This window comes from Halorubrum sp. CBA1125 (assembly GCF_009742825.1).
Classification (GTDB): Archaea; Halobacteriota; Halobacteria; order Halobacteriales; family Haloferacaceae; genus Halorubrum.
Window position 1 is genome coordinate 1 of sequence record NZ_WPCE01000017.1, and the last position, 17,288, is coordinate 17,288.

17 protein-coding genes and 1 pseudogene are annotated in these 17,288 nt (G+C 65.3%); 7 read left to right on the forward strand and 11 right to left on the reverse strand.

The features are described 5' to 3' along the window. On the forward strand, positions 1 to 120 hold a 120-nt coding region (locus tag GJ633_RS17595), incomplete at its 5' end, for a DUF5812 family protein (protein ID WP_231741219.1). Here GJ633_RS17595 and GJ633_RS03365 read toward each other — a convergent pair. From GJ633_RS03365 to GJ633_RS03380, 4 genes are all read right to left on the reverse strand, one after another. Further along, entirely contained in the window at positions 108 to 512 is a 405-nt protein-coding gene (locus tag GJ633_RS03365; protein WP_156587160.1) for a hypothetical protein, read from the reverse strand. The genes GJ633_RS17595 and GJ633_RS03365 overlap by 13 nt on opposite strands. Positions 513 to 837: 325 nt before the next feature. Then, positions 838 to 1,161, reverse strand: coding sequence for a hypothetical protein (locus GJ633_RS03370; protein WP_156587162.1), 324 nt, complete (start codon positions 1,159 to 1,161; stop codon positions 838 to 840). A gap of 698 nt (positions 1,162 to 1,859) precedes the next feature. Further along, on the reverse strand, positions 1,860 to 2,060 hold the full coding sequence (locus tag GJ633_RS18430) for a TspO/MBR family protein (RefSeq protein WP_197431215.1): 201 nt from the start codon (positions 2,058 to 2,060) through the stop codon (positions 1,860 to 1,862). A gap of 407 nt (positions 2,061 to 2,467) precedes the next feature. After that, positions 2,468 to 2,821: an ArsR family transcriptional regulator gene (locus GJ633_RS03380; protein WP_231741217.1), complete on the reverse strand. Its 354-nt coding sequence runs from the start codon at positions 2,819 to 2,821 to the stop codon at positions 2,468 to 2,470. A 556-nt stretch (positions 2,822 to 3,377) separates the two neighbouring features. Here GJ633_RS03380 and secF point away from each other — a divergent pair. From secF to GJ633_RS03395, 3 genes are all read left to right on the forward strand, one after another. Beyond that, positions 3,378 to 4,256, forward strand: a complete 879-nt coding sequence (gene secF / locus GJ633_RS03385) for a protein translocase subunit SecF (protein WP_156587164.1) — start codon at positions 3,378 to 3,380, stop codon at positions 4,254 to 4,256. Next, entirely contained in the window at positions 4,256 to 5,866 is a 1,611-nt protein-coding gene (locus tag GJ633_RS03390; RefSeq protein WP_156587166.1) for a preprotein translocase subunit SecD, read from the forward strand. The genes secF and GJ633_RS03390 overlap by 1 nt, the downstream gene beginning before the upstream one ends. A 207-nt stretch (positions 5,867 to 6,073) precedes the next feature. Next, positions 6,074 to 6,799: a TMEM165/GDT1 family protein gene (locus GJ633_RS03395; RefSeq protein ID WP_156587168.1), complete on the forward strand. Its 726-nt coding sequence runs from the start codon at positions 6,074 to 6,076 to the stop codon at positions 6,797 to 6,799. Positions 6,800 to 6,985: 186 nt separating this feature from the next. Here GJ633_RS03395 and GJ633_RS03400 read toward each other — a convergent pair whose 3' ends face one another. After that, positions 6,986 to 8,047 (reverse strand): phosphoribosylaminoimidazolesuccinocarboxamide synthase, encoded by a 1,062-nt coding sequence (locus tag GJ633_RS03400; RefSeq protein WP_156587170.1) that lies wholly within the window; start codon positions 8,045 to 8,047, stop codon positions 6,986 to 6,988. Between the two features lie 173 nt (positions 8,048 to 8,220). Here GJ633_RS03400 and GJ633_RS03405 point away from each other — a divergent pair, with 173 nt between their 5' ends. After that, positions 8,221 to 8,829 (forward strand): tRNA (cytidine(56)-2'-O)-methyltransferase, encoded by a 609-nt coding sequence (locus GJ633_RS03405; RefSeq protein WP_156587172.1) that lies wholly within the window; start codon positions 8,221 to 8,223, stop codon positions 8,827 to 8,829. Positions 8,830 to 8,842: 13 nt separating this feature from the next. Here GJ633_RS03405 and GJ633_RS03410 read toward each other — a convergent pair. Next, positions 8,843 to 10,335: pseudogene (locus tag GJ633_RS03410) on the reverse strand (ATPase domain-containing protein). Positions 10,336 to 10,409: 74 nt separating this feature from the next. On the opposite strand from GJ633_RS03410, the gene GJ633_RS03415 reads away from it, so the two are divergent. Next, positions 10,410 to 11,954 (forward strand): PAS domain-containing protein, encoded by a 1,545-nt coding sequence (locus GJ633_RS03415; protein ID WP_156587174.1) that lies wholly within the window; start codon positions 10,410 to 10,412, stop codon positions 11,952 to 11,954. Between the two features lie 135 nt (positions 11,955 to 12,089). On the opposite strand, the gene GJ633_RS03420 is transcribed toward GJ633_RS03415, so the two are convergent. The 4 genes from GJ633_RS03420 to GJ633_RS03435 form a co-directional block, all read right to left on the reverse strand. Next, a complete protein-coding gene (locus GJ633_RS03420) occupies positions 12,090 to 13,064 on the reverse strand; it encodes a hypothetical protein (RefSeq protein ID WP_156587176.1) in 975 nt (324 codons plus the stop codon). 135 nt (positions 13,065 to 13,199) lie between these two features. Next, positions 13,200 to 14,075: a sugar phosphate isomerase/epimerase gene (locus GJ633_RS03425; RefSeq protein WP_156587178.1), complete on the reverse strand. Its 876-nt coding sequence runs from the start codon at positions 14,073 to 14,075 to the stop codon at positions 13,200 to 13,202. Between the two features lie 129 nt (positions 14,076 to 14,204). Further along, positions 14,205 to 14,621 (reverse strand): VOC family protein, encoded by a 417-nt coding sequence (locus tag GJ633_RS03430; RefSeq protein WP_156587180.1) that lies wholly within the window; start codon positions 14,619 to 14,621, stop codon positions 14,205 to 14,207. Positions 14,622 to 14,742: 121 nt separating this feature from the next. Further along, a complete protein-coding gene (locus GJ633_RS03435) occupies positions 14,743 to 15,336 on the reverse strand; it encodes an aminopeptidase (RefSeq protein ID WP_156587182.1) in 594 nt (197 codons plus the stop codon). Positions 15,337 to 15,450: 114 nt separating this feature from the next. Between GJ633_RS03435 and GJ633_RS03440 the strand changes: the two genes are divergently transcribed. Next, the gene (locus tag GJ633_RS03440; RefSeq protein WP_156587184.1) at positions 15,451 to 15,897 is read left to right on the forward strand and encodes an ArsR family transcriptional regulator; all 447 of its coding nucleotides are present in this window, start codon (positions 15,451 to 15,453) and stop codon (positions 15,895 to 15,897) included. Between the two features lie 91 nt (positions 15,898 to 15,988). On the opposite strand, the gene GJ633_RS03445 is transcribed toward GJ633_RS03440, so the two are convergent. Further along, complete coding sequence (locus GJ633_RS03445) at positions 15,989 to 17,176, reverse strand: Mrp/NBP35 family ATP-binding protein (RefSeq protein ID WP_156587186.1); 1,188 nt, start codon at positions 17,174 to 17,176, stop codon at positions 15,989 to 15,991. Positions 17,177 to 17,288: the final 112 nt, after the last annotated feature.

Sequence of the window (17,288 nt, forward strand, 5' to 3'; positions counted from 1 at the left end):
GCGGTCGCGGACGTGCTCGACGACCGAGAGACGACGCTCGCACGGGCGGCGCGGCTCGGCGTGAACCGCGTCGAGATCCGGTCGGAGCCGGGCGTCGTCAGCGTCCGCTACCTCCCCTGACCCTCGGGGTCGGCGGCGCACGCCGGGCCGGCCGCGCTCTGCACGCGCCAGCCGCCCTCGACGTCGCCGGGACGCGTGGTGTACGCGACCGTCGTCTCGTCGGTCACGGTCGCGACGTCGGCGGCTTCGGTGTCGCTCGTCTCGCCGCCGACGTGCTCCCTGTCGACGTGCTCGCCATCGACCTCGACCCGCTCCACGCGGAACGGGACGTCGAGACTGTCGCCGCAGCAGCCGACGTCGACGAACTCCTCGCGGACGTCCCCGACCGCGACGCGACCGAGGACGCGCCTGAAGTACCCCCGGAAGCGGTCGGTATCGACCTGGCTGCGCCCCCAGTCGCTGAGCCCGTCCGGGTACGAGAGGACGACGCGGGTCGCTTCGGGAGCGTTCATACCCGGACCGAGGCGCCGCGAGCCGAAATCGGTTTCGCCGGGGGAGACGGTTCCTCGGATCGCCGGACCCCCGGATCGCCGTTCTCCGCGATCGGCGGCTGGCGCCGAGCCCCGGCGAGGGGTCGCGGAGTGGCCAGATAAGAAGCTTATTCTCTATCTCTATGCCTAACTTAGGGGCTAGAGCAACTAGAAAACATCGGATAAATATGAGATAGGTTATATAAATTATTTTATATTAATTTGAAACCACCTCTATTGAAATAAACAGTAGATGACACGTTCAGAATCGGCTCCGGTCAGTACAGAGGATAAGTTCCGTAGAGTGTCAGAAACACTCCACAGGCTGTCCCTGCGTGATCGGATCTACGACCAGTCTTGACACGTTCTCTTGGAGTTCCTTATCGACTGCCCGGAGAACTACCTCGTCGTCGACGTAGTACGAGGCGTATAGGAGTGGTGAGTCGATTTCGATTGGGCCATCGTCTCCTTCGATTTCGGCATCGTATGTGTACGCAACCTGTACAATCGCTGCCCCATCTGGGGCGTCGTAGATCTCCGTCTCCTCAATGGAGACGCTCACCTGGTTCAGATATGTTCCCCGCTGAGAGTACGTCTTGTTCAGGCGGTAGGCCCGCTCGTACCGTGCCACGTAGGGGCGTACTTCCTCGTCCGAAAGCGAGTCTGGGCGTGTCGGATAGGTGTACCGTTCAGCGTCCCCTGGGGGATCTGCGTCAGGTCCTGGTGGTACTGGCCGGGTTGCAGCGTCGCACTCATATGTCGGTGTTTCGGCTGTCTGGGTCGGGCTTCCCGTCTTGGACGCATTCTCACGGTCTGGACTCTGTCCGTTTAGACACCCACTCAGACCACCTACGAGTCCGGCAGACGCGTACGTAAGGACTCGCCGACGGTTCATGTTCGAATGAGTGATATCTACTATATAAATTCCTTGTCGAAGGACAAAACACAATTGTAGTAGAAGTTGCCTCAGTGGTCGTCCAGTCTGTGCAAGATTCGCGCTGTGTATCTCGCACGACGATCGGAACACCTCTTTGAGCTGGTAGCACCCTCAACGCTCAATACGCACTCCTGAACGACCGGCTGTTTCATTTCATTTCCTGTCTGAAGAAGAGGATTTCAACAGAGCTGCTTCGCATGGAATCAGCTTATCTGAACACTACCCTGCCATCGGCTATGCCACTCCAGATGGCTGGATAAGAGGTGCAGTCCAGATAAGTGGTCTGGTGAGCATTATTCTTTCATTAGTACTAGATTGAGATGAGTTTACTGCTATCCCGCGGTAGCATTCGTGAATCCCAGTAGGGAATCGTATCATCTCGCTACGCTAATTCAGGATCCAGAATTGGTAGTTGAGATACGCTGCGAACGACCCCAGACAAGGTACGGAACGAGCAGTAGGGCTGCGCGTCGGTTGAAACGGTTGAACGCCCAGATCGTGGCGATAATAAGCATCCAGATGGCGACGATAACGGCGAGCCCGAAGAAGACTGCTGACCAGCCCAGATTGAACACGAAGTGAACGCCGAACACACCGACAGCGAGTCGGGCGTTTCGGGGGAGCGGATTCAGCTTGTCACTAAACGAGCCACAGCCCGGTTACCATAAGCCCAAACAGCGCAGCCTAGACAGGGCCGAACACTCAGTTCGGCGGTGCAAGCGTAGGACGTTGTAGCGTTCCGCACCACTCGTTGAGTCCTTGAGCGGTGAAAGCAGCCCCCGAAACGCCCACAAACTCGACAGTCAGAATGGCGAGACCAAGCGCGAGCAGCGGGGGAGTATTCGGAAACTGACAAATTTGGAGAGGAGTGAAGCCATACTATTGATTCGATCCTAAAACCGATCGGCTTCTCACATACTACGACGAAGAACATACGAAAACGAAGATATACCAACTCTTCAACGGTGACCGTTTCGTGTAGGCCCTGCCGGCGGTTTCCTCAGTCGGTCAGTCGTTCGTTCACTACCCCATTAACCTGATGTAGAAGCTCAAGGAGCTCATTATCAGCATTCACCCGATACCGTTCTGGTGAGGAATCTTCGACGGGTTCGAGAACGCCCAGTACCAGCAGGAGATCCAGATGAGAATACACTGACTGGCGACTCACGCCTGACTTGTTGGCAAGTTCTGATTTCGTGAATTCCGATCCTGGTAGCGCATCCATCAGCGCGTCAAGGATATAGCCGACGCTTTTGTTCTGAACGAGAATTCGCCATCCACTGGGGTACTCGTCGCGGAGTTCGTCCATTGAGAGATTCTCAACCGGGTCGGTGGGGGGTTTCTGGCTTGACATGGTGTATTCGAGTGAGAGGCACTCTGGTAGTCCTATATTGAGCACGGAATGTGTTAAACCTATTGGACACATGTGTTCGCTGAGTTTGTATATTTATGAATATCCGCGGCACGAGGTGTACCGCAATGCCGGATACTGCGGCGAAAATTCGTCTGGAAACTGGCTCGCCGTCACTCGTGGGGATCACCGATCCCAGCTGAACAGCTGATTCGATTAGTAGCAGGAACAGAGGACCACGACGAACTCATCCGTATCCTCGAAAACGAAGTGCTTGACCTTCCATTCGTTGTACAGTCTTCCGATGGGATCTATATTCCAAACGGCCAAGACACTCACATTGAGGCGGCTGACTGGTTACGGGAGCAGACAGACCTCAACAGGCTCACGATCAAGGCAACCTTGTCACGACTTCCAGATAACTGGCCTAATGACGTGTGAGTAGATATCGCGGAGTCTGTAACCTAACCTCTTGATTACTATTTGAATATTTATATATCTATACTTACTGGTCTGCTGATGAGAAGGCTTATTCGACCCCGCGGTGGAAGCGATGATTATGGTAGCGATCGAGGTACCGGAGGTCAACTACACCGATTACTCGAACCGGCAGCTCGTGGCCGTGCCGCTGGCCGTGCTCGTGCTCGCGCTCGCGATCATCGGCGGGTGGTACGTCGTCACGGGCGCGCCGGCGGACCTCGGGCTGGCGTTCACGGGCGGCGTCGAGCTTCGGATCGCCGACGACGGCGACACCGAACAGCAGATCGAAACGGCGTTCGACCGCGAGCCCGACTCGGTCCGGACGATCCCGGCCGACGACGTGGTCGTGGTGACGTTCCGCGCGGCCGAGGAGGATCCGGAGGGACTGGCCGAAGATCTGGCGTCGCAAGCCGACGCGGCGGGGTTCACCACGGAGGCGATCGACCAGGTGTCACCGAGCTTCGCCGCCGACACGGCCCGCACCGCGCTGCTCGGCGTCGTGCTCGCGTTCGTCGGGATGAGCGTGCTGGTGTTCGCGCTGTTCCGGACGTTCGTCCCCTCGATCGCGGTGGTCGCGTCGGCGTTCTCCGACCTCGTGATCCCGATCGCGGTGATGAACCTGCTCGGGATCCAGATGACCCTCGGGACGATCGCGGCACTGCTCATGATCATCGGGTACAGCGTCGACTCCGACATCCTGTTGAACAACTCCGTGTTGCGCCGGACCGGCGGCTTCTACGAGTCGGTCAGCCGCGCGATGCGAACGGGGGTGACGATGACGCTCACCTCCATCGCGGCGATGATCGTCATGGCGGTCGTCGCGACGGTCTTCGGGATCGACCTCCTGCGGAACATCGGGATCATCCTCACGGTCGGGCTCTGTGCCGACCTGATGAACACCTACCTGCTGAACGTCTCGCTGCTCCGCTGGTACAAGTTCGAGGGGGTGTCCCGCTGATGTTCGAACCGATCAAGAACAACTGGCGAATCCTCCTGTTGGTCGTCGTGGTCCTCGGCTCGTCCGTCGCGCTGTTCGCGCCGCAGTTCGGGCCGGAGCCGGCGCCCGGCGAGAACACGTCGGAGGCGAGACAGGGGATCACCAACCTCCAGTACGGGCTCGACCTCGCCGGGGGGACGCGCGTCAGGGCCCCGCTGGTCGGATACACCGCGACCGACGTGGAGTTCGGCGGCGACCAGCCGACCGAGGTCGCCAGAGCCGTCGCCGACGAACTCGACAACGTCTCCGCGCGCGATGTCCGCGCGGTCCCCGAAGCGTCGGCCGTCGAGGTCACCACGGAGTCGGTGACGGAAGAGGAGTTCCGTACTGCGATGGACGCCGCCGGGTACGAGTACGGAGACGTCCGTAGCGGGGTGACCCAGGAGACCCGCGACGTCGCCCAGAGCGTCATTCAGGGGAAGATCAACGAGGCCGGGCTCTCCGGCGGGAGCGTCCAGCAGGTCCAGTCGATCACCGGCGAGTACTTCATCCTCGTCGAGATTCCCGGCGAGGACCGCTCGGACGTGATCGACCTCCTGGAGGATCAGGGAACCGTCCGGATCGACATCGTCTACCCCGACGAGGACGCGTCGGACGGCGTCGGCCGTCGCGAGGGGGTGCTCAGCCAGGACGACTTCGAAACGATCGGGACCGCCGCACAGAGCGAGTCGGGAGACGGTGCGTACGTCCCGGTCACCGTGCGGAACACCGCCCCGGGGGGAGAGCAGTCGCCCGCACACGAGTTCCAGCAGGCCGTCGTCGACACCGGCTTCCCCTCGGCGTATCAGGACCCGTTGCAGGACCAGTGTACCTACGAGATCGGAGCCGAGGACAACAGCGACATCGAGCGGCCGTGTCTCCTGCTTGTCGTCAACGGCGAGGACCTCAACGAGTTCGGGATGAACCCGAACCTCGCCGACAGCATGGCGCAGGGGTCGTGGGCGGAGACGGGGAACTTCCGGCTCACGACGACCGAGTACGCCACCGCGGAGACCATCTCGATCAACCTGCGCGCGGGAACGTTGCCCGCGCCGCTCGACATCAGCGGACAGGGGTCGTCCTCGACGATATCGGCCACGCAGGGCGAGAACTTCCGGACCTACTCGCTCATCACCGGGATCCTCTCCGTCTTCGCGGTCGCCGGCATGGTGTTCGTCCGGTACCGCGACCCGCGCGTCGCGCTCCCGATGATCGTCACCGCGCTCGCGGAGGTGTACGCGCTGTTGGGATTCGCCGCGCTGGTCAGCTACCCGATCGAGCTCGCGGTGATCGCCGGCTTCATCGCGGTCGTCGGGACCGGCGTCGACGACCTCGTGATCATCGCCGACGAGGTGATGAGCGAGGGCGAAGTGAACTCTCGGAAGGTGTTCAACTCCAGGTTCCGCCGCGCGTTCTGGGTGATCGGCGCGGCCGCCGCGACGACGATCCTCGCGATGTCGCCGCTGATGGTGCTGTCGCTCGGCGACCTCTCCGGCTTCGCCATCTTCACCGTCCTCGGCGTACTGATCGGCGTCCTGATCACCCGTCCGGCGTACGGCGACATCCTGCGCCGACTGCTGACGATCCGGTGACGGTGGGTGCGACCCGTCGTCGAGGTCGACGGCGGTGACGCCACGCCGCGGTAGATTCGATCGAGCCGGGTCGTTTTGAAAGATTCAAAAGCTATTAAGCTAGAGTCGTCTAACCCGGTGTGTGCCGACCGATACCGTCGAGGACTCCCACGAGGCAGTCTGTCGGAACGAGTCGCGGACCGGCGACGGGCTGGAGACGAGCGACGTATGACCGGGTACGCGGAGATCGTCGTCATCGCGTTCGCGGCCCAGCTGGCCGTGCTCCCGGGCGAGAAGGTGCAGCTCATGATCGCGGGGCTCGCGACCCGATACGATCCGAAGGTCGTCGTCGCCGCGGCCGGGTCGGCCTTCGCCGGGTGGACCGCCGTCGAGATCGCGTTCGGGCGGGCGCTGCAGGCGGCGCTCCCCCCGGTGGTTCTCGACGGGGTGACGGCCGTGCTCTTTTTCGCCTTCGCGGTCCTCCTGTACCGCTCCGCGCCGTCGCGCGGAGCAGAGACCGCGGCCGACGGCGAGCGGACCGACGGGGGGTTCGCGCGGTTCGACGACCTCTCGCTGCCGGGGCGGTTCGACCGCTACTCGGACACGTTCGGCGGGTTCTTCCCGATCTTCCTGTTGACCGCGACGGGGGAGTTCGGCGACAAGACCCAGCTGGTCACGATCGGGTTGGCGGCGCAGTACGGGGCCACCTCGGCGATCTGGGTCGGCGAGATGCTCGCGATCATCCCGATCAGCCTCGCGAACGCGTACCTCTTCCACACGTTCGCCGGGCGCTTCGACATGCGGCTCGCCCACCTCGCGTCCGCGCTGCTTTTCGCCTTCTTCGGCGCCGACACCGTCCTCTCGATCGTCGCCGGCTTCTCCGTCTGGGAGGCGTTCGTCGGCGCCGTCGGGGGCGCCGCGTCCGCGCTGGCGTCCACGTCCGCGCTACCGTGAGCGACAGCTGTCTGTCGCCTGTCGAGGATGGATCCTGTCAGCGATCATCTCTGAGTCACAGAGGAGAGCGAACACGAGAGGTGCCGGCAAGAGAGCGAGTCGGATCGTAGGGATCGTCTGATCTGTTCTTTTGCTGTCTGGGTTCGTCTGCGTGTCGATCGGATCGACACCGGGATGGATCGGCTGTCACAGATTCGAGACCGTTTCGAGCGCCGACTCGATGTCCGGGACGTCGAACCACTCGCGGCCCGTGTAGGCGTTCGTCCCCGCCGCGTACATGACGGAGACGGCGTCGACGACCGCGTCGGGGAGCGGGTCGGGCTCGACGTCACAGAGCACCCGCCAGTCGTCGATCTCGCGTCCCTCGACGGCGACCTTCGCCTCGCTCACGGCGTCGACCCAGTCGGGGTCGTTCGCCTTGTACCACTGGCGGACGACCTCCTTCGAGATCCCCCGCCCGTCGTACGAGAAACGGTTCTCGTCGAAGGTGCCGACCACGTCGGCGACGCGGAGCTCGCCGTCGACGTACAGACACTCGATCTTGCCGTCCTCGTGGACGAACCCGGCCTCGTCGGCCCGCTCGGTGACGACGCGGTTGACGTCCCGTGCGAGCGACTCGAGGGCGTCGACGTCGGCGGCGCCCGCGATCCGGTCGGCCGCCGACCGCGTGAGGTACCGGTCCTGCTGTTCGTACTTCGTCGAGAACTCCACCACCGGCTCCGGGAGGTCGACGGGCTCGTCCGGCCAGTCGCCGCCGAACCCCTCGATCCCGAAGTCGCCGGGATCGGCTCGCTTTCGCAGGCTGGAGCCGACCGGGACGCGGTTCCGGAAGACGACCTCGAGCGGGACGAGGTAGTTCCCCGCCCCGGCGGCGTGGAACGCCTCGTAGTCGTACCCCTCCTCCGGTCCCAGGTACGGAAGGTCGGGCACCTGCGTCAGGTCGATCGCCATCTCGGTCGGCGGCGCGCTCGCCCGATCGAGGGGGACGACCGCGTCGTCGGCGTCATCGCTCTCCGCGGCTCTCTCGGGATCGACGACCCCGCGGTAGTGGGTCGCGATCCCCGCCGCCTCCAGCAGCTCGAAGTTGAACGCGCCCATCGTACAGAGGCTCGCTCCCTTCCGTGGGATCGCGTCGGGCATCTGGCCCCAGTCGAACACCGAGTAGGCGTCGGTAAAGACGAACCGACCCCGCCCGAGCGCGTCGGCGGTCGCGGGCTCGTCGACGCGGAACTCCTTGACGCTCGTCATACCTCACCCGGCGGCCGCCTCCGCCATCAATCTTTCAGTTCCGTGGTCACCTCCGAACGCGTGGCGGTCGCTCGATCCGCAGACGTGGATCACACGCCGGCAGGGCGGCCGCCGTCCTCCGCCATCGGATCCGCATCGAAAGGTCCACGCCCCTTGCCGCCGCACTTCGGCGTATGAACGAGGCGCGCGAGGTCGTCGTCCTCCGGTACGGCCACCGGCCGGGACGCGACGACCGCATGACGACGCACGTCGGGCTCACGGCGCGGGCGCTCGGCGCCGACCGGGTGATACTCCCCGACAACGCCGGACAGTCCGCCGAGACGGTCCGCGGGGTCACCGACCGGTTCGGCGGCCCCTTCGCGGTCGAGCTGCGCGGAGACCAGAAGGCGATCGTCCGCGCGTTCGAGGGGGTCGTCGTCCACCTCACGATGTACGGCGAGCGGATCCAGGACGTCGAGGACGACGTTCGCGAGGCGGTCGGACTCGCGGGCGACGGGGACGGGACGCCGCGAGACCTCCTCGTCGTCGTCGGCGGCGAGAAGGTGCCGTGGGCGCTGTACGAGCGCGCCGATTACAACGTGGGCGTGACGAACCAGCCGCACTCCGAGGTGGCCGGGCTCGCGGTCTTCCTCGATCGGCTCTTCGAGGGGGCGGAGCTCGACCGAGAGTGGGTCGACGCCGACCGCCGAGTCGTTCCCGAGGCGACCGGAAAGACGGTGGTCGATGCGGTGAGAGCCGACGCCGAGAACGAGTCCGGTGACGGTGCTCGCGACGCCGACTGACCGTCCCGTCGATCTACTCGCCCCGGTCGGGTCCGTCGTCTCGCCGTCGCTCCCGACCCGCGTCGACCATCTCCGGCGTTCCGCTCAGGATGCCGCGCAACCCCGACATCGGCTCGCCGACTTTGATCCCGTGTCGCGTGATCTGGAACTCCCGGATCGTCCGCTCGAAGTCGCTCGTCCGCTTTTTCAACACGCCGATCGCCTTCCGCATCTCTCCCTGCACCTCGAGGTGACGGAGGAAGACGATGTTGTCGGCGAGGTAGCTGATGTTCTCCACCGTCGCCTGGAACTCGCCCGTGATGTTTCGCGTCTCGTCGACGAAGATAGCCGTCACGCCCATGTTCTTGAGGTAACGGCCCAGCGCGTGCATCTGCTGGAGCATCATCCCGTCCGCGCCGCGCAGCGTCAGCCGGTATCCCGCGATACCGTCGACCATCACGATGTCCGCGCCCTGCTGTTCGACCTCCTCGCGGACCATCCGCGCGAACTCCTGTGGCGAGCGCTCTAGCGCCTCCACCTCGTTCACCTGCAGGCTCCCCCGCTCGATCATCTCGTCCACGGGGATGTTGACCGCCCGCGACCGCGTGAGGAACGTCTCCTCGGTCTCCTCGAACAGGTAGATGACGGAGCGCTCGCCGCGTCCGGCGGCCTCCTTCATGAACTGCGTGCTCAGGGTCGTCTTCCCCACGCCGGTCGGTCCGCTGACGATGCTGACCGTCCCCCGTTCGAGCCCCCCGTTGAGCAGCTCGTCAAACTCGGGGATCCCCGAGGATATCTGCTCGAACGCGTACTCGCCGGTGTGATCGCCGGGCTGGAGCGCCGGGTACACCTCGATGCCCGCGTCGGTAACCCGGTAGGCGTGGTCGCCGCCCTGGGTCGACGACCCGCGGAACTTCGGCACCTCGATCGTCTTCCCGTAGTCCTCTACCCCCAGCCGGATCGTCCCGTCGGTGATGAACTCGAGGTCGTCGGTGGGCAGCGAGTCGGTGTTCTGGACGGTGAACACCACGGTCGCGTCCCGGTCTTTCAAAAAGCGCATGAATCCGACGACCTGCTTGCGGAACTGGTAGTCGTCGTCGGTCAGGAACCGGAGCTGAGTCAGCGGGTCGACGACGACCCTGTCCGGCTCGGCCGTGGTCACGCGTTCGACGATCTGCTCGGTGAGAGACTCCTGTTCGACCTCGGACGGGGCGAACACCTCGTACGACTGGTCTTCCGTGAAGACGTCCGCCCCCGGGCTCAGATCGAGGAACTCGATGGCGTCCGTGTCGAACCCCAGCGACGCGGCGTTCGCCTTGAGGTCCCGCACGTCCTCCTCCAGGTTGATGAACAGCGCCGTCTCCCCCTCGTCGACGCCCCGCTGGAGGAAGTGGAGGCTCAGAATCGTCTTCCCGCTGCCGCCCGCCCCCGGATCATGTAGCTCCGCTCCGGAATGAGCCCGCCCGAGAGGACCTCGTCGAGCCCGGCCACGCCGGTCGAGACGCGGTCCGTCAGCGTCTGTGACATATCGTGGCGATATTCGGCGAGGGATCATATAAAGGGACAACTCTTAGTGGGTGTGTCGCCACTCTCTACGGGACATGGGCTCGGACCCCGGAGAGACGATCGGGAGCGCCGATCGCGAGGGAAACGAGCCCGATAACGGCGTCTGCGTCCTGCTATGCATGCAGCCGGGTCGCGACCGCGAACTGCTGGCCGAGACGCTCGGCGACCGGTATCGAGTCGAGACGACGGCCGACGCGGAGACGGTCGACCCGAACGGGACCCGCCCGTCCGCCGACGCGGAGGGTATCGGTCCGAACGCCGGCGAGGCGGGACTCTCTGCGCCGTTCGACTGCTGTGTGTTCGACGGGCACGGGTTCGAGCGCGGCGCCGACGCGATCGAGCCGCGACGGGAGCTGTCCGCGCCGGCGTTCCTGCCGTTCGTGTTGCTCGTCGGGGGCGACGTCGGGTCTTCGATGAGGCGACGCGCGTGGAACCACGTCGACGACGTCATCGAGCTCCCGGTGACGAAGGCGGCGCTGCGCTCCCGGATCGGCAACCTGATCGAGCGGCGCCGGACGTCACTCCGGCTCGTCGAGCGCGAGTGCGAACTGGAGCGGACGGTCGAGGACCTGCAGCTGAAAGAACACGCGATGGACGAGGCGCCCGTCGGGATCACCATCGCCGAGCCCGGCGCCGACAACAACCCGCTGACCTACCTCAACCGCGGGTTCCGGGATCTCACCGGGTACGGTCCCGAGATGCTCGGGAAGGACTGCCGGTTCCTCCAGGGCGCGGAGACGAACCCGGAAACGGCGGCGGCGATCCGGGAGGCGATCCGGGCCGAGCGGTCGATCGCCGTCGACCTGCTGAACTACCGCTCGAACGGCCAGAAGTTCTGGAACCGGCTCACGATCGCGCCGATCCGCGCCGAGGACGGGACCGTCGAGAGCTACGTGGGGTTCCAGACGGACATCACGGACCGGAAGATCCGCGAGCGGCGCCTGGAGGTGATGAACCGGGTCCTCAACCACAACCTCCGGAACAAGATGAACCTCATCTCCGGCTACACCGAACTCTTGGCGGAGGAGACCGAGGGAGCGGAATATCGAGAGGCGCTCGACGTGATCACGGAGACCGCCGACGACCTCATGCGGATCGCCGAGGCGGTCCGGAAGATCGAACACACGCTCTCGGCGACCACGGAGACCGCGATCACGCTCCGCGACCGCCTGTCGGAGCTGATCGGCGCGTTCCGCGATCGATTCCCGGACGCGACGTTCGAGCTTTCGCTGCCGGAGGACGACCCACTGAACGTGACCGTGGTGGGTCTGGTGACCGCCGTCGAGGAGGGGATCGAGAACGCCGTCAAGCACAACGACGATCCCCACCCGAACGTGGCGGTCAGCGTCCGGCGGCCGTCGTCTGACTGGATCGAACTCGAGATCGAGGACAACGGCCCCGGGATCCCGGACCACGAGGTCCGCGTCCTCGAATCCGGGGAGACGTCGCTGAACCACGCCGACCGCCTGGGGATCTGGCTGATGTACTGGGTGGTGAACAAGGCCGGCGGCACGTTCGAGGTCGCTACGTCCGACGCGGGGGGGACCGTCCTGCGGCTGAACGTCCCGGCTCGGCCGTGAGCCGGCAGCGTCGCCGGCGCCTGGGATATCGCTGGCGGCGTCGGTGGTGTCGGCGATGTCGCCAACGACGGTCGCCGCGCGTCACGATGTCGTCACGCATCATAGCGTCGTCACGTATTACGACGTCGTCACGCGTCACAGCATCCGCTTCGAGCGTAACCGCGCGAGCCGGATCCGAGCCTCCTGTCGGCTGACTCCTCGCACGCCGACGGTCTCGCTGTCCGCCATCGAGACGAGCGAGAGGCGGTCGAGAAGCGGCAGCCAGTCGGTCGCGCCGGCGGCGTCGCTGGCGAACGCGACGGCGTTCCCGAGGCCGTCGCGCTGTGCCGGTCCCGCGCGGGCGACGGCCGCGTCCGCCGCCCGGCGGCTTCCGGAGACGAGGAGCCGCTCGCCCGCGACGGCCGGGATCCACGCCGGGAGGATCGCGAGCCAGAGCAGGACGCCCGCGACGGTGTACGCCCACGGCGGCACGTCGCCGTCGTCGGGCTCGTACCCGTGGATCCGGTTGACCCGCCTGTCGCTCGCGGGCCGCTCCTCGCGGCGCCCGACGAGCAGCGTCGCCAGCAGTGCCACGGTCTCGACGGCCGCGAGCGCGGGCAGAAGCGCCGTCGTGACGGCCGCCTCGCGCGTCCGTATCCGGACGAGCGCGTGCCGGAGGGCGGCGTCGCGGTCGTCCTGCGGCAGCGAGAGCAGACGAGTCGAGACCACGAGCCGCGAGCCGCGGTAGCCGTCGGCGACCGCGACGTTGGCGGCGTCGGCGCGGACGACCGTGACCGCTGGGGCGTCGACTCCGACCGCGTCGGCGAGCGTCGCGACGCGGTCGGCGACGAAGTCGGTCGGGCGGTCGTCGAGCTCCGCCTCCGGGAGCCTGTCGACGCGGCGGTCGACGAGGAACGGACCCAGGAGCGCCGAACCGCCGAGTCCGACGACGGCGGACGCGAACGCGGCCGCGACCACGTCGGGAACGCCCCCGAAGCCGCCGATCGCCCCGAATCCGCCGACGCCGAGGAGGAGAACCGCCGGAACGACCACGATGCCGGCGATCGTCGTCGGCACCGCACAGAGGAGCAGCGTCCCGAGGGCCCGCCGGACGGCAGCGCGGTCGACCATGTGTACGGATCGGTGAGGGAATCGGCTAAAACGTTGCGGGGTCACAGAAGGACGGTCGACCCAGCGCTCCCGGAGATCGCGTTGTATGCTACCATGAATCACGGTGATCGGGGACGGTGATCGGGACTGTCCCCGCTACCGGCCCATGACCTCGCGGAGGTACGCCAGACTGTCCGCGGCGGCGCCGTCGAGGTCCTTGGCGGTGTCGAACTCCCGCCAGACGCGGATGTCTCGTGCGATGTCCCCGCCCGGCCGAACGAACGGTTCCATCAGAACCGGTCCGTCGTAGTCGACGGCGCGGAGACCGGCCGCCACTTCTTCCCAGGGGATGTGTCCGTCGGGACGGGGCGGACGGCGGTTGTTCTCCCCGACGTGTAAGTGCGCGAGGCGGTCGCCGGCCGTCTCGATGCCAGCCCGCATGTCGTCCTCCTCGATGTTCATGTGGTACGTGTCGAGCAGGATGTGCAGGTTCGGGCTGTCCACGCGGTCGACGAACGACCGCGCCTCCGCGGCGGTGTTCAGCATGAACTGCTCGAAGCGGTTCAGCACCTCGACCGCACAGGTGACGTCGTGCTCCGCTGCGACCGGCGCGATGTCCCGCCACTCGTCGACGGCCCGATCGACCCGCTCGGCCTTCTCTTCGAGATCGACCGCGAAGTCGGGGTTCCACTGGCCGACGGTGCCCGCGAGGACCGGGCCGTCCATCTCGTCGACCAGTTCGATAGACGCTTTCCACCGGTCGGTACCGCGTTCTCTGATCGCCGGATCCGGCGAGGAGATGTCCGCTTCCGGGGTGAGTACGTTCACGAAGGAGAGGGAGAGGTCGAGATCCTCGGCGGTCTGCTTGAACGCACGCCGCTCCGACTCGGACCAGTCCAAGAGCGGGTTACTCAACAGTTCGACGAAGTCGAACCCGATATCGCTCGCCCGCCGCAGGCGGTCACGCAGTTCCTCGGAGTCGGTCTCCCAGTCCTGGGCCCAGTACGAGTAATTGATGCCGTATTCAACCATCAGATGGAACTCGCTTGAGGCTCACAAATAGGTTGGGGAGCACCGAAACGTTCGCGACGGGCGTCTGCGGCCGGTGCCCGTTCCCGTTGCGGGATCCCAGCAGGCGTCCAGCGTAGAAGGGGCGGTGAGCTACTCCTCGATCAGTTCCACGACGTTTCCGTCCGGATCGTACATCGACACGACGCTCGCCCCGTCTTCGAGCGTTTGCGGTTCGCTGAAGAACTCGACGTCCCCGGAGAGTTCGTCGTACCAGGCCTCGATATCGTCAACGGCGAGGTTCACGTGAGCGACCCCGATGTCGTTGCCCTCGCCACCTTCGTTGCGGTTCTCGCCCTGCTCGTGGTAATCCAGCAATTCGATCTGACACGTCCCCCCGTCGAGGAAGGCGATATCAGCCGTTTGCCCCTCCAGGCCGACGATGTGATTGAACTCCTCGCTGCCGAGCGTAAACTGGTCGTCGACCGTTAATCCCAGCAGGTCGGTGTAAAACTCAACCGAGCGTTCCAGATCAGAGACGGTCACACCACAATGGTGAACTCGTGGCATACCTGCTGAGGTTCCTGAGTGATATTATATTTTGTGATGAAGCGACACCGACACGGGTACGCGAACGCACGACGGCGGACATCCGAGTCAGATGGTGTCATAGAACACGTCGCGAGAGTGCTTATGGAATCTCTTGTACCGCCTCGTCTAGTTCCGTGACGGTCTCCCACTCGAGTACCTTCTCACCGACCGATTCCTCGAGGGCGGCCATGTGGGAAGCGGCCATCCCGTTGTCGTATCGGCCTCTCATCTCCGCTTCGGTCCGATAGATCCGTTTGAGTATCCAGAGGACGTCCCGGACGGCGACCTGCTGTTTGTACAACAACCCGAGTTCCCACACGTGGCCGCCGTCGAAGTCTTCGATCACGCCGACGACGTGCGTGGCCCGCGCGGAGAGAATGTCGAACGCAGGCGCCCAGAGGTCGAGTTCCTCGCTCGTGAATCCGAAATCCTCCAAGCGGAACGCCGTCGCGTTCCGCCGTCGATCGAGCCGATCCCTGACGCGCGTCCGTCGTTCCCCCCGCTCTCCGGAGCCGCTCCCGACGACCAGATACCGACGTTCGGCACGGCGTAGCGTCGTGAACAGCTCCCCGTGGAGCCAGTCCTTGAGACGCTGGTGTTGTTCGGGCGTCAGCGACAGTTCGTCCGCGTTCCGAAGCCGGTCCCCGACGACCCCCTCTAGAAACTCGTCGTCTGCATCGCTCTCCTCACTCATTCCGCTGCACGAACGGTTTATTCACCATTAGTACTATCGATTGATGAATTAGTTGAATAACTACTCTTACTTTTCGACCAAGTGTTTATGTCGCCGCGGCCGGTACTCGTTCGTATGAGACCAGACGCGGCCCAGCCGGACGCAACCGGTGGCCCGAGGGGAGACCCCGACGAGTTCGACACGTGGACTGCACTCCAGAAGTCGACCGATACGACCCGCGCCAATCTCATCGCGGACATCGTGGGTCACCCGAAGGGCGCCCCGAGCGTCAAGGAACTCAGCTACATGAATCCCGACCTCACCGAGGACGCGATTCGACGCCACCTCTACGAGCTTCGGGACGTCGGGGTGATAGCGGAGATCGAGATCGAGCCCGGGAACCGAGTGCGCGGGTATCCGTACAAGTTCTACCGGCTCACCACGCCGGCGAAGGAACTGTTCGACAGGAACGATCTGTTCCCGGAAGACGCGTGGAAACGGCAGTACAGCCGCGTGGAGAAGACCGGCGAGATCAGGGAACTGGAGGAGATGCCTCGTCCCGACTCGCCGACGCACCGCTGAAGTCGGGGAGCCCGTGGGGGAGTCCCGTCAGGCTCCGATACGCGCTTGCTGACACCGGAAACCGGCGAAGCGACTCGACGACGGCCGGCGGCTACTCCGGGGGTGACGGCGCCCGGCCGTCGGGAGTCGGGTCGCCCTCGGCCGGTCCGTCTCTCGTCGATCGATCGGGTGGGTCAGCGTCGTCGCCGCCGGATTCGTCCCCGTCCGGCTCGTCGCCCTCCGATACGTCGTCCACGCGTTCGGCGACCCGGCGTCGGTTCACTTCCCCCACGCGGTCGGCGACGGCGTCGACCATCTCGAAGAGGGGGTCCCGCATCGGGCTGTCGTCGTCGCACACGGTCGGACCGTCGGCCGCGTCGGAGTCGAAGTCCGGATGGACCGGAAGCGTCGAGACGAGCGGCACGTCGTAGTCCTCGCGGATCCCGTCGCCGCCGCCCTCGCCGAACACCGCGTGCGTGTCGCCGCACTCGGGACACCGGAAGCCGCTCATGTTCTCGACGACGCCGAGGAGGGGCGCGTCGTGGTCCGCGAACAGCCGCAGGCCCTTGCGCGCGTCGGCGACGGCCATCTCCTGTGGCGTCGTGACGATGACGACGCCCGCGACCGGCAGCGTCTGCAGCAGGTTCAGCGAGGCGTCGCCGGTCCCCGGCGGGAGGTCGACGACGAGGTAGTCGAGCCGGCCCCACTCGACCTCCTCGATGAACTTCATCATCACGTTGTTCACCATCGGCCCGCGCAGGACCGCCGGGTCGTCGCCGTCGGGCAGCAGATGGTCGGCGCTCATCACCATCACCCCGTCGGAGCGCGGCGGGACGATGTCGCCCTCGGGGAGCATCCCGGGCTCGTTCTCGGTGGGGAGCAGCCGGGGCACGTTCGGCCCGTGGACGTCCGCGTCGAGGATCCCGACGCGGGCGCCGCGCTCGTCGAGACCCGCCGCGAGGTTGGCGGCGACGGTCGTCTTGCCGACGCCGCCCTTCCCGGAGGCGACGGCGACGACGTTGCGGACGCCGGGGAGCACGTCGCGGTCGAAGCCGTGTTCTGCGCCGACCGCCGCGCGCAGGTCGGGGTCGAGCCCGGCGTCCGCGACGGCGTCACGGACGGCGTCGCCGATCGCCATCTCGGTCGGGGAGTACGGCGCGTTGAACGCGAGCGACACCTCGGCGGTGTCAGCGCGTACGGCAACGTCGTTCACGAGTCCCAGCGAGACGATGTCGTCGTCGTTCACCGGGTCCTCGACGGTCGCGAGTCGTTCGAGCAGGTCGGATTCGGTGACGGTCATGGGTGGGTCGTGTCGGCGGACGTTTCGTGGTCGGTTACGGTCGATGCGCGGTCGGTGGCGGGAGATTCGTGGTCAGTGGCGGGAGATTCGTGGTCGGTGGCGGACGGTTCGT

Excerpts from the sequence above, each read along its gene's own strand:
- GJ633_RS03365 (WP_156587160.1), bottom strand. The coding sequence starts at position 512 with ATGAACGCTCCCGAAGCGACCCGCGTCGTCCTCTCGTACCCGGACGGG.
- GJ633_RS03380 (WP_231741217.1), bottom strand. The coding sequence starts at position 2,821 with ATGTCAAGCCAGAAACCCCCCACCGACCCGGTTGAGAATCTCTCAATG.
- secF (WP_156587164.1), top strand. The coding sequence starts at position 3,378 with ATGGTAGCGATCGAGGTACCGGAGGTCAACTACACCGATTACTCGAAC.
- GJ633_RS03390 (WP_156587166.1), top strand. The coding sequence starts at position 4,256 with ATGTTCGAACCGATCAAGAACAACTGGCGAATCCTCCTGTTGGTCGTC.
- GJ633_RS03395 (WP_156587168.1), top strand. The coding sequence starts at position 6,074 with ATGACCGGGTACGCGGAGATCGTCGTCATCGCGTTCGCGGCCCAGCTG.
- GJ633_RS03400 (WP_156587170.1), bottom strand. The coding sequence starts at position 8,047 with ATGACGAGCGTCAAGGAGTTCCGCGTCGACGAGCCCGCGACCGCCGAC.
- GJ633_RS03405 (WP_156587172.1), top strand. The coding sequence starts at position 8,221 with ATGAACGAGGCGCGCGAGGTCGTCGTCCTCCGGTACGGCCACCGGCCG.
- GJ633_RS03415 (WP_156587174.1), top strand. The coding sequence starts at position 10,410 with ATGGGCTCGGACCCCGGAGAGACGATCGGGAGCGCCGATCGCGAGGGA.
- GJ633_RS03420 (WP_156587176.1), bottom strand. The coding sequence starts at position 13,064 with ATGGTCGACCGCGCTGCCGTCCGGCGGGCCCTCGGGACGCTGCTCCTC.
- GJ633_RS03425 (WP_156587178.1), bottom strand. The coding sequence starts at position 14,075 with ATGGTTGAATACGGCATCAATTACTCGTACTGGGCCCAGGACTGGGAG.
- GJ633_RS03430 (WP_156587180.1), bottom strand. The coding sequence starts at position 14,621 with ATGCCACGAGTTCACCATTGTGGTGTGACCGTCTCTGATCTGGAACGC.
- GJ633_RS03435 (WP_156587182.1), bottom strand. The coding sequence starts at position 15,336 with ATGAGTGAGGAGAGCGATGCAGACGACGAGTTTCTAGAGGGGGTCGTC.
- GJ633_RS03440 (WP_156587184.1), top strand. The coding sequence starts at position 15,451 with ATGAGACCAGACGCGGCCCAGCCGGACGCAACCGGTGGCCCGAGGGGA.
- GJ633_RS03445 (WP_156587186.1), bottom strand. The coding sequence starts at position 17,176 with ATGACCGTCACCGAATCCGACCTGCTCGAACGACTCGCGACCGTCGAG.